This is a genomic window from Streptomyces sp. NPDC053432 (assembly GCF_055585365.1).
Genome location: NZ_JBVJKF010000005.1, coordinates 85,795 through 99,676, shown reverse-complemented (window position 1 = coordinate 99,676; position 13,882 = coordinate 85,795). Strand labels below are relative to the sequence as shown.

General features: G+C 71.5%; 13 protein-coding genes. 7 read left to right on the top strand and 6 right to left on the bottom strand.

The genetic code is table 11. From position 1 onward, the window contains the following. Positions 1–92 precede the first annotated feature (92 nt). The 7 genes from pyrH (at position 93) to ACZ6Y1_RS10785 (ending at position 8,051) form a co-directional block, all read left to right on the top strand. Positions 93–869, top strand: a complete 777-nt coding sequence (pyrH, locus tag ACZ6Y1_RS10815) for a UMP kinase (protein WP_469625917.1) — start codon at positions 93–95, stop codon at positions 867–869. 82 nt (positions 870–951) lie between these two features. After that, positions 952–1,509: a ribosome recycling factor gene (frr, locus tag ACZ6Y1_RS10810; protein WP_393829986.1), complete on the top strand. Its 558-nt coding sequence runs from the start codon at positions 952–954 to the stop codon at positions 1,507–1,509. After that, positions 1,509–2,585 (top strand): phosphatidate cytidylyltransferase, encoded by a 1,077-nt coding sequence (locus tag ACZ6Y1_RS10805; RefSeq protein WP_469625915.1) that lies wholly within the window; start codon positions 1,509–1,511, stop codon positions 2,583–2,585. Before frr ends, ACZ6Y1_RS10805 begins: the two co-directional genes overlap by 1 nt. A 206-nt stretch (positions 2,586–2,791) precedes the next feature. Further along, positions 2,792–3,904 carry a dual-specificity RNA methyltransferase RlmN gene (gene rlmN / locus ACZ6Y1_RS10800; protein ID WP_469625913.1) on the top strand — a complete coding sequence of 371 codons (1,113 nt, stop codon included), beginning with the start codon at positions 2,792–2,794 and terminating at the stop codon, positions 3,902–3,904. Between the two features lie 252 nt (positions 3,905–4,156). After that, entirely contained in the window at positions 4,157–5,257 is a 1,101-nt protein-coding gene (locus ACZ6Y1_RS10795) for a thiamine ABC transporter substrate-binding protein (RefSeq protein WP_469625911.1), read from the top strand. Positions 5,258–5,382: 125 nt separating this feature from the next. Continuing rightward, the gene (locus ACZ6Y1_RS10790; RefSeq protein WP_469626585.1) at positions 5,383–6,999 is read left to right on the top strand and encodes an ABC transporter permease; all 1,617 of its coding nucleotides are present in this window, start codon (positions 5,383–5,385) and stop codon (positions 6,997–6,999) included. Continuing rightward, entirely contained in the window at positions 6,999–8,051 is a 1,053-nt protein-coding gene (locus ACZ6Y1_RS10785; protein WP_469625909.1) for an ABC transporter ATP-binding protein, read from the top strand. Before ACZ6Y1_RS10790 ends, ACZ6Y1_RS10785 begins: the two co-directional genes overlap by 1 nt. A gap of 18 nt (positions 8,052–8,069) precedes the next feature. Here the strand turns inward: ACZ6Y1_RS10785 and ACZ6Y1_RS10780 are convergent, their stop codons facing one another. From ACZ6Y1_RS10780 to ACZ6Y1_RS10755, 6 genes are all read right to left on the bottom strand, one after another. Further along, positions 8,070–9,326, bottom strand: coding sequence for a cytochrome P450 (locus ACZ6Y1_RS10780; RefSeq protein ID WP_469625906.1), 1,257 nt, complete (start codon positions 9,324–9,326; stop codon positions 8,070–8,072). Between the two features lie 15 nt (positions 9,327–9,341). Further along, positions 9,342–10,736, bottom strand: a complete 1,395-nt coding sequence (locus tag ACZ6Y1_RS10775) for an NAD(P)/FAD-dependent oxidoreductase (RefSeq protein ID WP_469625904.1) — start codon at positions 10,734–10,736, stop codon at positions 9,342–9,344. Further along, entirely contained in the window at positions 10,726–10,956 is a 231-nt protein-coding gene (locus ACZ6Y1_RS10770) for a ferredoxin (protein WP_469625903.1), read from the bottom strand. The genes ACZ6Y1_RS10775 and ACZ6Y1_RS10770 overlap by 11 nt, the downstream gene beginning before the upstream one ends. Before the next feature lie 127 nt (positions 10,957–11,083). After that, the gene (locus ACZ6Y1_RS10765; protein WP_469625900.1) at positions 11,084–11,707 is read right to left on the bottom strand and encodes a hypothetical protein; all 624 of its coding nucleotides are present in this window, start codon (positions 11,705–11,707) and stop codon (positions 11,084–11,086) included. A gap of 87 nt (positions 11,708–11,794) precedes the next feature. Further along, positions 11,795–12,700 carry a DMT family protein gene (locus tag ACZ6Y1_RS10760; RefSeq protein WP_469625898.1) on the bottom strand — a complete coding sequence of 302 codons (906 nt, stop codon included), beginning with the start codon at positions 12,698–12,700 and terminating at the stop codon, positions 11,795–11,797. A gap of 80 nt (positions 12,701–12,780) precedes the next feature. Beyond that, positions 12,781–13,878, bottom strand: a complete 1,098-nt coding sequence (locus tag ACZ6Y1_RS10755; protein WP_469625896.1) for an LOG family protein — start codon at positions 13,876–13,878, stop codon at positions 12,781–12,783. Positions 13,879–13,882 lie beyond the last annotated feature (4 nt).

Here is a 13,882-nt window from a genome sequence, read left to right as displayed (position 1 = left end):
ACCGCAGATCTGACGAGGAGGCCATTGCCGTAGAGGGAACCGCGAGGACCCACCGGCAATGGCCTTCTTCGTATGTGCACGAGGAGATCTCCATGAATCAGGGCGTGGACCCCCACACCGCATCCGACGACAAGAGCGACCAGAAGAAGGGCCGCCGCTTCATGCTGAAGCTGTCGGGCGAAGCCTTCTCCGGTGGCGGAGGACTCGGCGTCGACCCCGACGTCGTCCACGCCATCGCACGTGAGATCGCCGCGGTGGTCCGCGACGGCGCGGAGATCGCCGTCGTGATCGGCGGCGGCAACTTCTTCCGCGGCGCCGAGCTCCAGCAGCGCGGCATGGACCGGGCCCGGTCCGACTACATGGGCATGCTCGGCACGGTCATGAACTGCCTCGCCCTCCAGGACTTCCTGGAGAAGGAGGGCATCGACTCCCGCGTGCAGACCGCCATCACCATGGGCCAGGTCGCGGAGCCGTACATCCCGCTGCGCGCAGTGCGCCACCTGGAGAAGGGCCGCGTCGTCATCTTCGGCGCCGGCATGGGCATGCCCTACTTCTCCACCGACACCACGGCCGCCCAGCGCGCCCTGGAGATCGACGCCGAGGCCCTGCTCATGGGCAAGAACGGTGTCGACGGGGTCTACGACTCCGACCCCAAGAAGAACCCGGACGCGGTGAAGTTCGACGCTCTGGAATACGGCGAGGTCCTCTCGCGCGACCTCAAGGTCGCCGACGCCACGGCGATCACGCTGTGCCGCGACAACCAGCTGCCGATCCTCGTCTTCGAGCTGCTCGCCGAAGGCAATATCGCGCGCGCCGTCAAGGGTGAGAAGATCGGCACGCTTGTCAGCGACCAGGGAACCCGGGCCTGACGTCCGCCGCCGGGCCGGGCCCCACAGGGCCCGCCCGGCCCGCCCGCCTGAACCATCCAATCAAGACATGCAGGAGCACGTGGTGATCGAAGAAATCCTCCTCGAGGCCGAGGAGAAGATGGAGAAGGCCGTCGTCGTCGCGAAGGAGGACTTCGCCGCGATTCGCACCGGCCGTGCGCACCCGGCGATGTTCAACAAGATCGTGGCGGACTACTACGGCGCCATCACGCCCATCAACCAGCTCGCCTCCTTCTCGGTGCCCGAGCCGCGCATGGCGATCGTGACGCCGTTCGACAAGAGCGCGCTGCGCAACATCGAGCAGGCCATCCGCGACTCCGACCTCGGTGTCAACCCGAGCAACGACGGCAACATCATCCGGGTGACCTTCCCCGAGCTGACGCAGGACCGCCGCAAGGAGTACATCAAGGTCGCCAAGAACAAGGCCGAGGACTCCAAGGTCTCGATCCGCTCCGTGCGCCGCAAGGCGAAGGACGCCCTCGACAAGCTCGTCAAGGACAAGGAAGCCGGCGAGGACGAGGTGCGCCGCGCGGAGAAGGAGCTCGACGACACCACCGCGAAGTACGTCGCGCAGGTGGACGAGCTCCTCAAGCACAAGGAAGCCGAGCTCCTCGAAGTCTGATGAACGACTCTTCCTGGCAGCCGGAGCCGGTTCCGGCGGGTCCCGCATACGATGCGCAGGTGGGCCCGCACACTCGGCCCATGCCCATCGTGCCCGATGCCGCCGGCCGTGACTTCGACGACCGGGAAGCACGCGATCGGGGGGCCGCCCCGGACGGCGGCCTCCTCTTCCGCGACGAGACGCCGCCGCAGGAGCCCATGCCCAGCCCCCCGCCCCCGCCTTCGCAGGCACCGCAGGACCCCTCGCCCCCGCCGCAGAAGAAGCGGGCGGGGCGCGACCTGCGCGCCGCCATAGGGGTCGGCGTCGGCCTCGGCGCGGTGATCTTCGCTTCGCTGTTCATCGTCAAGGCGGTCTTCGTCGGCGTCGTCGTCGTCGCGGTCGTCGTGGGCCTGTGGGAGCTCACCTCCCGGCTGCAGGAGAAGAAGGGCATCAAGGCCCCGCTCGTCCCGCTCGCCGTGGGTGGCGCGGCCATGGTCATCGCCGGATACGTCCGCGGCGCCGAGGGGGCTTGGGTCGCGATGGCCCTGACCGCCCTCGCGGTGCTCGTGTGGCGGATGACCGAGCCGCCCGAGGACTACCTCAAGGACGTCACCGCGGGTGTCTTCGCCGCGTTCTACGTGCCGTTCCTCGCCACCTTCGTCGCGATGCTGCTCACCGCCGACGACGGGCCGCAGCGCGTGGTCACCTTCCTCCTGCTGACCGTGGTCAGCGACACCGGGGCCTACGCGGTGGGCTGGCGCTTCGGCAAGACGAAGCTCGCGCCGCGCATCAGCCCCGGCAAGACCCGGGAGGGGCTCTTCGGCGCGGTGGCCTTCGCCATGGCGGCGGGCGCCCTGTGCATGGAATTCCTGATCGACGGTGGCGCCTGGTGGCAGGGCCTGCTGCTGGGTCTCGCGGTCGCGGTCAGCGCCACGCTGGGCGACCTCGGCGAGTCGATGATCAAGCGTGACCTCGGCATCAAGGACATGGGCACGCTGCTCCCGGGGCACGGCGGGATCATGGACCGCCTCGACTCCCTGCTGCCGACCGCCCCGGTGGTCTGGCTGCTGCTCGCCGCCTTCGTGGGCACCGGCTGACCGGGGCCGCGGACCTCGCCGGCACCGGCTGACACCGCGGAGCGGGTTATCCTAAAAGGCGCGCCACTCGCGAGTGGCGCGCCTTTGCCGTTCCGCGTCTGCTGGGACGGCCCGTGAGAGGTCTCCAGGCTCCTGTCGAGCCGCAGTCCGCTCCGCACCGGCGGAGTCGCGCGCCAGGACCTCGCCCCATCGAGGAGTATCCGATCATGGCCCGCCCCGTTCCGGGAGAGCTCACCTTCGTCGCGCCCCGTGGCGCCAAGAAGCCCCCGCGGCACCTCGCCGACCTCACCCCCGCCGAGCGCCGCGAAGCCGTCGCCGCGATCGGTGAGAAGCCCTTCCGGGCCAAGCAGCTCTCCCAGCACTACTTCGCCCGGTACGCGCACGACCCGGCCGAGTGGACCGACATCCCCGCCGCCTCCCGCGAGAAGCTCCAGCAGGAACTGCTGCCGGAGCTGATGAACGTCGTCCGGCACATCTCCTGCGACGACGACACCACCCGCAAGACCCTGTGGAAGCTGCACGACGGCACGCTCGTCGAGTCCGTGCTGATGCGCTACCCCGACCGGGTCACCATGTGCATCTCCTCGCAGGCCGGCTGCGGCATGAACTGCCCGTTCTGCGCCACCGGCCAGGCCGGTCTGGACCGCAACCTGTCCACCGCCGAGATCGTGCACCAGATCGTCGACGGCATGCGCGCCCTGCGCGACGGCGAGGTCCCGGGAGGGCCGGCCCGGCTGTCGAACATCGTCTTCATGGGCATGGGCGAGCCCCTCGCGAACTACAAGCGCGTCGTCGGTGCCATCCGCCGGCTCACCGACCCCGAGCCCGACGGCCTGGGTCTGTCGCAGCGCGGGATCACCGTCTCCACCGTGGGCCTGGTCCCGGCCATGCTGCGCTTCGCCGACGAGGGCTTCAAGTGCCGCCTCGCCGTCTCGCTGCACGCGCCCGACGACGAGCTGCGCGACACCCTGGTCCCGGTGAACACCCGCTGGAAGGTCCGCGAGGTCCTCGACGCCGCGTGGGAGTACGCCGAGAAGTCCGGCCGCCGCATCTCGATCGAGTACGCGCTGATCCGCGACATCAACGACCAGGCCTGGCGCGGTGACCTCCTGGGCCGGCTGCTCAAGGGCAAGCGCGTCCACGTCAATCTGATCCCGCTGAACCCGACGCCCGGCTCCAAGTGGACCGCCTCGCGGCCAGAGGACGAGAAGGCCTTCGTCGACGCGATCGCCCGCCACGGCGTGCCGGTGACCGTTCGGGACACCCGCGGCCAGGAGATCGACGGCGCGTGCGGCCAGCTCGCGGCCTCGGAGCGCTAGATTCCGGTCCTGACCGAACGCGATCGGCCACGGGGTACCCTGTGGCCGAACCAATTTCATATTCCGACAGGGGAGCGCCACAGCGCTGAGAGTGCGGTATCCGTCATCCGCAGACCCTCTGAACCTCGCCCCGGTCATTCGGGGTAGGAAGTTCGGTCACCACTCATGCTGTTGCGCCCTGCCCGGCGTCCGCTCCCACAGAGCGCCGGGCAGGGCCGCGTCTTCTCCTGGTCATCCCAGGAGGAATCACCAGTGAGCACCACCAAGAAGATCGCGGGCGCCGCGCTCGCGGCCGCGCTGGGCGTCACCACGCTCAGTGCCTGCGGCGGCGGCGACGCCAAGGACAAGAACGCGGGCGGGACCGAGAGCCCGAAGTCCAAGACGATCACGCTCGTCACGCACGACTCCTTCAACGTGACCGACACGGTCCTCAAGGAGTTCGAGCAGCAGAGCGGCTACACGGTCAAGGTGCTGAAGTCCGGGGACGCGGGCGCCGCGCTGAACCAGGAGATCCTCACCAAGGGCTCCCCGCGCGGCGACGTCTTCTTCGGTGTCGACAACACCCTGCTCTCGCGCGCCCTCGACAACGGCATCTTCACCCCGTACGAGGCCAAGGGCCTGGCCGGCGTGAAGCCCGAGTACCTGCTCGACAAGCAGCACCGGGTCACCCCGGTCGACTCCGGCGACATCTGCGTCAACTACGACAAGGCCTACTTCGCCGACAAGAAGATCGCCCCGCCGCAGACGCTGGACGACCTGATCAAGCCGGAGTACAAGAACCTGCTGGTCACCGAGAACGCCGCGACCTCGTCGCCCGGCCTCGGCTTCCTGCTCGCCTCCGTCGGCAAGTACGGCGAGGAGGGCTGGAAGGACTACTGGAGCAAGCTGAAGGCCAACGGCGTCGAGGTCGTCGACGGCTGGGAGCAGGCCTACAACGAGCGCTTCTCCGGCTCCGCGGGCGGCAAGAAGGCCAAGGCCGACCGCCCGCTGGTCGTCTCCTACGCCTCCAGCCCGCCGGTCGAGGTGCTGTACGGGGAGCCGCAGCCGGCCGAGGCCCCGACGGGCGTCGCCACCGGCACCTGCTTCCGCCAGGTCGAGTTCGCCGGCCTGCTGAAGGGCGCCAGGAACGAGGAGGGCGGCAAGGCCCTCGTGGACTTCCTGATCAGCAAGAAGTTCCAGGAGGACATGCCGCTCCAGATGTTCGTGAACCCCGTGACGAAGGACGCTTCCCTGCCGGAGCTGTTCACCAAGCACGGCGTGGTGGTCGAGAAGCCCGAGAACGTGGCCCCGGAGACCATCGCCAAGAACCGTGAGCAGTGGGTCTCGGCATGGACCGCGCTCGTCGTGAAGTAAGCGGTACCGAGGGAGCGGCCGCGGCGCCGGGAGGCGCCGCGCCGGTCCCGGCCGGGCCGGTGCGGCAACCGGTCCGCGAATCCGGCCGCGAATCCGGCCGGGCCACGGCCGTGCGGCTCGCGCTGATGCTCGTGCCCCTGGCCTTCTTCGGGCTGTTCTTCGCCTACCCCGTTGCCGCGATCCTCGGCCGCGGCCTCAAGACCGACACCGGCTGGCAGTTCGGCCGGATCACCGAGGTAGTCACCCGGCCCGACATCGCCGGCGTGCTCTGGTTCACCACCTGGCAGGCGCTCGCCTCCACCGCGCTCACCCTGGTGATCGCGCTCCCGGCGGCCTACGTCTTCGCGCGCTTCGAGTTCCCGGGGAAGCAGCTGCTGCGGGCCGTGGTGACCGTCCCGTTCGTGCTGCCCACGGTGGTCGTCGGCACCGCCTTCCTCGCCCTGGTCGGCCGGGGCGGCCTGCTGGACGAACTGGCGGGGGTCCGGCTCGACACCACCGTCTGGGCGATCCTCCTCGCGCACGTCTTCTTCAACTACGCGGTCGTCGTACGCACCGTCGGCGGGCTGTGGGCCCAGCTGGACCCGCGGCAGGAGGAGGCCGCCAGGGTGCTCGGCGCCGGACGGTTCACCGCCTGGCGGCGCGTGACGCTGCCCGCGCTGGCCCCCGCGGTGGCCGCCGCCGCGCTGATGGTGTTCCTGTTCACCTTCAGCTCCTTCGGCGTCGTGCTGATCCTCGGCGGGCCCTCGTACTCCACCCTGGAGGTGGAGGTCTACCGGCAGACCGCGCAGCTCCTGGACCTGTCGACGGCCGCCGTGCTGACCATGGTGCAGTTCGCCGCGCTCGCCGCGATCCTCGGCGTGCACGCCTGGACCGTGCGCAAGCGGGAGACCGCGCTGCGGCTGGTCGATCCGGCCCGGACCTCGCACCGGCCGCGCGGCTGGGCGCAGCGGTCCCTGCTCGGCGGGGTGCTGCTGACGGTGGCACTGCTGATCGTGGCGCCGCTCGCGGTGCTGGTGGAGCGCTCCTTCGACGCGCCCGGCGGGTACGGGTTCGGCTTCTACCGGGCGCTCCAGGACGTGGGCGCCGGTGGCGGGACGTTCCTGGTGGCGCCGCTGGAGGCGGTCTGGAACTCCCTCCAGTACGCGCTCGCCGCCACCGCGATCGCCCTGGTCATCGGCGGGCTCGCGGCCGCGGCGCTGACCCGGCGCGGGGGCCGCTTCGTACGCGGCTTCGACGCGCTGCTGATGGTCCCGCTCGGGGTGTCCGCCGTGACGGTCGGCTTCGGCTTCCTCATCACCCTGGACGAGCCGCCGCTGGACCTGCGGACCTCGTGGATCCTGGTGCCGCTCGCGCAGGCCCTCGTCGGCGTGCCGTTCGTCGTACGGACCATGCTGCCCGTGCTGCGCGCGGTCGACGGGCGGCTGCGGGAGGCGGCCGCGGTGCTCGGGGCTTCGCCGCTGCGTGCCTGGCGGGAGGTGGATCTGCCGCTGGTGCGCCGGGCGCTGCTGATCGCGGCCGGCTTCGCCTTCGCGGTCTCGCTGGGGGAGTTCGGCGCGACCGTCTTCATCGCGCGGCCGGACCACCCGACGCTGCCGGTGGCCGTGGCGCGGCTGCTGGGGCGGGCGGGCGAGCTGAACTACGGGCAGGCGATGGCCCTGAGCACGATCCTGATGCTGGTGTGCGCGGTGTCCCTGCTGGTGCTGGAGCGCCTGCGCCCCGACAAGACCTCCGGAGAGTTCTGATGACACTGCTTCAGCTGGAAGGGGTGTCGGTCCGCTTCGGTGAGCGCGCGGTCGTGGACTCCGTGGAGCTGAAGGTCGCCGAGCACGAGACGGTGTGCGTGCTGGGACCGAGCGGAAGCGGGAAGTCCACCCTGCTGCGGGTGGTCGCCGGCCTCCAGCCCGTGTCCGCGGGCCGGGTGCTGCTCGGTGGTGCGGACCAGGCCGGGGTGCCGGTGCACCGCCGTGGCGTGGGCCTGATGTTCCAGGACCACCAGCTCTTTCCGCACCGGGACGTGGGCGGGAACGTCGCGTTCGGGCTGCGCATGCGGGGCTCCTCGTACGGCCGGGGCTCGTACGCGCCCCGGGTCGCGGAGCTGCTGGAGCTGGTCGGGCTCCCCGGGGCCCAGGGCCGGGCGGTGGCCTCGCTCTCGGGCGGCGAACAGCAGCGCGTCGCGCTGGCCCGGGCGCTGGCGCCCTCGCCACGGCTGCTCATGCTGGACGAACCGCTGGGGCAGCTCGACCGGGGGCTGCGGGAGCGGCTCGTGGTGGAGCTGCGGGGGCTGTTCTCCCGGCTGGGGACGACCGTACTGGCCGTCACGCACGACCAGGGCGAGGCGTTCGCCCTGGCCGACCGGGTGGTGGTGATGCGGGACGGGCGGATCGCGCAGGCCGGGACCCCGCTGGAGGTGTGGCAGCGGCCCGCGTCCGAGTTCGTGGCGCGGTTCCTCGGCTTCGAGAACGTGGTCCCGGCCGCGGTGTCGGGCGGCGCGGCCCTCACCCCGTGGGGCAAGGTCCCGGTTCCGGTGGGCACCCCGGACGGGGAGCACCGGCTGCTGATCCGCCCGGCCGGGGTCGTGCTGTGCGAGGCGGGCCTGGGGTGCGAGGTGGTCTCCCGGACCTTCCGGGGCACGCACGTCGCACTGCGGCTGAGGCCCGGGGCGGGGCCGGTGCTGGAGGCGGAGTGCGGGCTGGCTGCGGCGCCCGCGGTGGGCGACCGGGTGGCCGTGACGTTCACGCCGACCGAGGTGGTCGTCCTGCCGGCCACCCCGGTCGGGGGCGGGCCCGCACAATAGGGCCCGCCGGGGCCTTCCTCAGGCCGCCCGGATGCCGTCCACGGCGATCGGCAGGTGGCGCGGGCCGCGCAGGACGGCGTTCTGCCGGTACGGCGGCGGGTCCTCCAGCAGCCTCGGGTTCTCCAGCCTGCGGGCCAGTTCGCTGAGCGCCAGCGCCGCCTCCAGCCGGGCCAGCGGCGCCCCGAAGCAGCCGTGGATGCCGCTGCCCAGGCCCAGGTGCTGGACGTCGGGGCGGTCCGGGTCGAAGCGGTCCGGGTCCTGGAACCGGCGGGGGTCACGGTTGCCGGAGGCCAGGATCAGCCAGAGCGAGGATCCCTTGGGGATGGTCACGCCCTCCATCTCGATGTCGGCCAGCGGGGTGCGCTGCGGCAGCAGCTGCACCGGCGGCTCGTAGCGCAGCAGCTCCTCCACGATCGGGACGGCCAGCTTCGGCTCGGCGCGCAGCCGGTCCAGGACCTCCGGATGGCGCAGGAGGGTGAGCATGCCATTCGTGATCAGGTTGACGGTGGTCTCGTGCCCGGCGATCAGCAGCAGCGCCGAGGTGCTGAGCACCTCCATCGTGCTCATGGCGCCGTCCGGCCCGTCCGCGGTCGACAGCTGGGACAGCATGTCGTCACCCGGGTTCTTCTTCCGCTCCTCGATCAGCCCGGCCAGGTACATGCCGAGCTCCATCCGGGTGTCCTGCGTCTTCTTGATGCGCTCGGCGGGGTCGGCGTCCGGATCGGGGTCCAGACTCGCGGCGAGCGTGTCCGCCCAGACGTGGAAACGGGCCTCGTCCTCGGGCGGGATGCCCAGCAGGCGGCAGATCACGGTGACCGGGAAGGGGTACGAGAACTCCTCCACGAGGTCGATCCGTTCCGCGTTCCCCTTCTCGGCGAGGGAGTCGATCAGGCCGGTGACGATGTCGCCCAGCTCGCCGCGCATATCGTGGACCCGGTGCGGCGAATGCGGAGGCCCGAAGGGGCGGTTCGTCATCCGGCGCAGCCGGTCGTGGTCGGGCGGGTCCAGCTTCAGGAAGGACGGGGGCAGGGACGCCATCCCGTCGTCCTCGCCGTCGCCCTCGTTCAGCAGGTCGCCGGCCGTGGACGCCAGGTTGCGCGAGTCGGAGCTGATCCGCGGATCGTGCAACAGGCTCTTGATCTCGTGGTACGTGCTGATGACGTACAGTCCGTCCCCGTCCTGGAACACCGGGGTCTTGCGGAGCTCCTCGTACAGCGGATACGGGTTGGACCGGCTGGAGTAGTCGAGGATCTGCCGCAGGATGCCTTCAGTCATGAGAGGTCCTCGTGCTCAGTTGTGGGCCGGCGTGAACGTCATCCGCCGGTCGGCCGGGGAGTAGCCGCTCAAGGTGATGGTCGGCCCGTGCGTGGGCACCGACGGGTCGGGGAAGTCCGCGTCCAGCGGGTTGTTCCCCTCGCTCCTGCGGTCGACCGTCGCGTACGGCGGCGGGAACGGCGCGGTCTGCTCGATCTGCTGCTCGTAGAAGTCCAGCCAGCGGCACTGGTCGAAGGTGACGGCACCGATGACGCGCCCCTGGTAGCCGTAGACGCCCACGAAGCGGCGCTCGGCGCGCGAGCCCTGGGTGATGAGGATCTCGGTGCCCATCGAAGGCACCCCGACCGACTTGATGTTCACCCCGAACTGGGAGGACCAGAACGCGGGGACCCACACGTGCGGGCGCCGGTCCACGCCCTCGCTGAGCATGTTGTGCGCCGCGGTCTCGGCCTGGGCGACGGCGTTGCCCCAGTGCTCCAGGGACAGGAACTGGTACCCGAAGAGCGCGTGCGGGGAGCGTGCCACGTCACCCGCCACGTAGATGTCGTCGGTGACGATGCCCCAGATGTTGAAGGCCCGGCAGCCCGCGTCGCAGGCGATGCCCCGCGGACCGGCACCCAGCCCGGACCCGGTCAGCCAGTCGGTGTTGCGCTGGGCGCCGAGCGACACGACCACGACGTCCGCCTCGACGACGCTGCCGTCCGACAGATGGGCGGCCCGTACCTGACCGGAGGAGTCGCCCTCCAGTCGGGTGACCATGATCCCGGTCCGCAGGTCCACCCCGTTCTCGCGGTGCATCCCGGCCGCGACCTCTCCGATCACCCCGCCCAGGGCGCCGACCAGCGGCGCGTCGCCCCGCTCGGCGACCGTGACCGCGAGGTCCCGCTCCCGGCATGCGGAGGCGATCTCGGATCCGGTGAACCCGGCGCCGATGACCAGGACCCGGCGCGGTCCCGCCGCGAGCCGCCGCTCCAGGGCGGCCCCGTCGTCGCGGGTGCGCAGGGTGAAGACGCCTTCGAGGGCCGCCTCCTCCTCGTTGGGCCACGGGCGGGCCCGCACCCCGGTGGCGATCAGCAGCCGGTCGTACTCCACCTCGTCGCCGTCGGCGAGCCTGACCCGGCGGCCCGCCAAGTCCAGACCCGTGGCCGGTACGCCGAGCCGCCACTTGGCGTCGATGTCGCGGCGGCGGGGGAGCAGCGTACGGTCCGCGGTCGCCTTGCCCAGCAGGACCTGCTTCGACAGCGGGGGGCGGTCGTACGGCTCGTAGGGCTCGTCGCCGATCATCGTGAGGGAGCCGGCGAACCCCTTCTCGCGCATGGTCTCGGCGGCCCGCAGGCCGGCGAGGGAAGCGCCGACGACCACGATGCGGCCTTCGCGCTTGAGCCGCTCAAGGGCTGAGTCATCGCTCACCACGCGCCTCCGTGGTCTCCAGGGAGCCGTTCACGGCGTCCAGCAGGATGGCCCTGACCGGACAGGCGTGGACGGCGCGGACGACGTCCTCGCGGTGCTCCTCGTCGGGCTGCGGGTTGTACAGGAGCGACTCGTCGCCGTGCATGGCGAAGACGTCCGGGGCGAGGAACGCGCACTGGGCGTAGCCCTGACAGCGGTTGAGGTCCACGACAAGCCTCATGAGGCATCCGCCTTTCCGTGGCTGGATCTTCCCCGTCGTCCCCGAGTTCCCCGACCCCCCGTTCCCTTACCCCATCCAGCATGCATGCGGCGGCCGGGCGCGTCCTGCCGGACAACGAACCCCCAGGTCAGGAGTGCATCCGGGTCCTGACCCGCAGGATGTGGGCGCTGAGGAGCAGGGCCCAGACCGGGAACACCAGCTCGGACCACGGCACCCCGGCCCCGACCACGAGCAGGATCAGGCCGGCGAGGGTGCTCACCACGATCAGCGGCCGGGGGAAGACCCCGAGCCGGCGCCCGATCATCGAGGTCGACAGGACGAAGACGGCCGCCATCCGCATGGAGTACGTCGCCAGGATCGTGTACGCGTAGTGGCGGCCGAAGTCGGAGGGGCTGCCCTCCGCCAGCACGGTTCCCGCCGCCCCGGCGGCGACGAACAGGCTCGCGGCACAGATGAACCCGCTGCCGAGGAAGACGGTGGAGAAGAACTTGTCCTCGGCCTCCCCGACGTGCGAGCGGAGCGCGCCCATGAACCAAAGGAAGGCGATCCCGGCGAAGGGCACGATCTCCAGGGCCAGCCGGACCGCCCAGCGGTTCCCCGGGGCGACCGCCTCCCCCGCCCCGTCGCCCGAGGGGACGGCGAGCCGCATCAGGACCATCGCCGTCGCGAGCAGCAGGGCGAACACGATGCCGGCCGCTCCGGCGGCCCGGGGCGCGTACAGCCGGGCGGTGGCGGTGTCCGTGCGGGCCATGGCTCCTCGCTCTCTCCCCCGTCCAGCAAGCGGCAGCCGCCGGGCGTGCGCCACCGGGGGAGAGCGAGCGGGTGAAGGGCCCCGCGGCTAGCCGACCGCCGCCGGGACCGGGGTCTCCACCTGGGGGTCGGAGCCCTCGTGCTTGCCGTACCAGGCGACGGCCACGGCACCGGTGACCGCGAGGACGAACCCGAGCGCCGCCAGCCACGCCAGGCCCGGCCGGGACGCGTCGCCGAGCCACAGGACGCCGATCGCGCCCGGGAGCACCGTCTCGCCGACGACCAGCGCCGCCGTGGCGCCGTTGACCGAGCCGATCTGAAGGGCGACGGTGTGCAGGTACATGCCGCCGACGCCCGCCAGCACGATGGCGTAGAGCGCCGGGTCGGACAGGAGCGTGGCGGGGTCGAACGGGTCGACGCCGTCCAGGATCCGGACGCCGACGCCCAGCGCGCCGAAGCCCAGGCCCGACAGCAGACCGGCCAGGATCGCGGCCCCGCCGCCCAGGAGGCGTACGGCGAGGGTGCCGCCCGCCATCAGCAGCAGAGTGATCCCCAGCAGCCACCAGTGGGTGGACATCGGAGCGTGGTGGCCGCCCTCGTGGCCCGCCGCCGTCGCCAGCAGGACCAGCGCCGTGCAGACGACGCCGATCGAGGTCCACTCCTTGCGGCTGAGCCGGATGCCGAGCATCTTCACGCTCAGCACGGCGGTGATCACCAGGTTGGCGCTGATGACCGTCTGGGAGAGAAAGAGGGGAAGCAGCCGGGCCGCCAGGGCACCCAGCCCGAAGCCCACGAAGTCCAGGATCGTGCCGACGATGAACTCCCAGGTCATCGCAGCTTTCGCGGTGGACGACAGATTGGGTCCGCCATGGGCGGTCACCCCGGCGGCGGCCGGGGACATCCGCGCGGCGCGCCGGGATCCGACGGCTTGCAGCACGGAGCCCGTGCCGTAGCAGATGGACGCCGCGACAGCGGTCAGCAGGCCTATGAGCACCGAGGGCTCCGTTCACGTCTGGCAGGTTTTGCGGTACCTCTGCCAGACGTGAGAACGGGCCGCGAAGTTGCTTCGAGACCTCAGCTCATCGAAGCGAGGACGTCCGCCACCTCGTCCACCGAGTCCACCAGCGCGATCCGCGACTCCATCGCCCGGCCGCGCGCCAGCGCGTGCAGCAGCGGCCAGACCGGGAGGTGCTCGGTCCAGTGGGCCCGGTCGACCAGGACCATCGGTGCCGGCTCGCCCCGCGACCCGTAGTAGTTCGGCGTCGCGCTGTCGAAGACCTCTTGTACGGTGCCCGCCGCGCCCGGCAGGAAGACCACGCCCGCGTCGGACCGGGCCAGCAGCCCGTCCTCCCGGGTGGCGTTCGCGAAGTACTTGCCGATGTGCGAGGCGAACGGGTTCGACGGCTCGTGCCCGTAGAACCAGGTCGGGATGCCCACCGAGTCGCCGCCACCGGGCCAGCGGTCCCGCACGGCGAACGCCGCACGCGCCCAGTCGGTCACCGACGGCTCGAAGGAGGGAGCTCCGGCCAGCAGCTCCAGAGCCTCCGGGAGGACCTCGTCGGCCGCCGGGGCCAGGTAGGCACCGAGATTGGCGGCCTCCATGGCACCCGGCCCGCCGCCCGTGGCCACGGTCAGCCCGGACCGGGTCAGGGCCCGGCCCAGCTCGGCGGCGCCCCGGTACGCCGCACCGCCGCGGGCCATGGCGTGACCGCCCATCACGCCCACGACCCGGGCGCCCGACAGGTGCTCGTCGAGGGCGTCGGACACGGCGTCGTCATGGAGCGAGCGCAGCATCGAGGAGAAGACGTCCCCGTCGGCCCTGGTCTCCTGGAACCAGGCGTACGTCTGGCAGTCCGACGTCGCCCCGTACCCGTCGGACAGCCCCGCGTAGAGCTCCTCGGGGCTGTAGAGCAGCCCCCGGTACGGGTCGAAGGGCAGGTCGGGGACGGGAGGGAAGACCAGCGCGCCGTCGGCACGGACCTTCGCGGCCGCGTCGGGCTCCATCGGGCAGCCCAGGAACACGGCCGCCGAGGTGTCGGCGGACAACAGCGCGAAGGTCCGCTCCAGCAGGTTGACCGACTGGATCCGGTAGCCGCCCAGCGAGCCGCGGGACACGACCCGGTCGAATTCGGCGAGCGTCTCGATCTCGGTGTCGATGTATCCGTTGACCATTCGG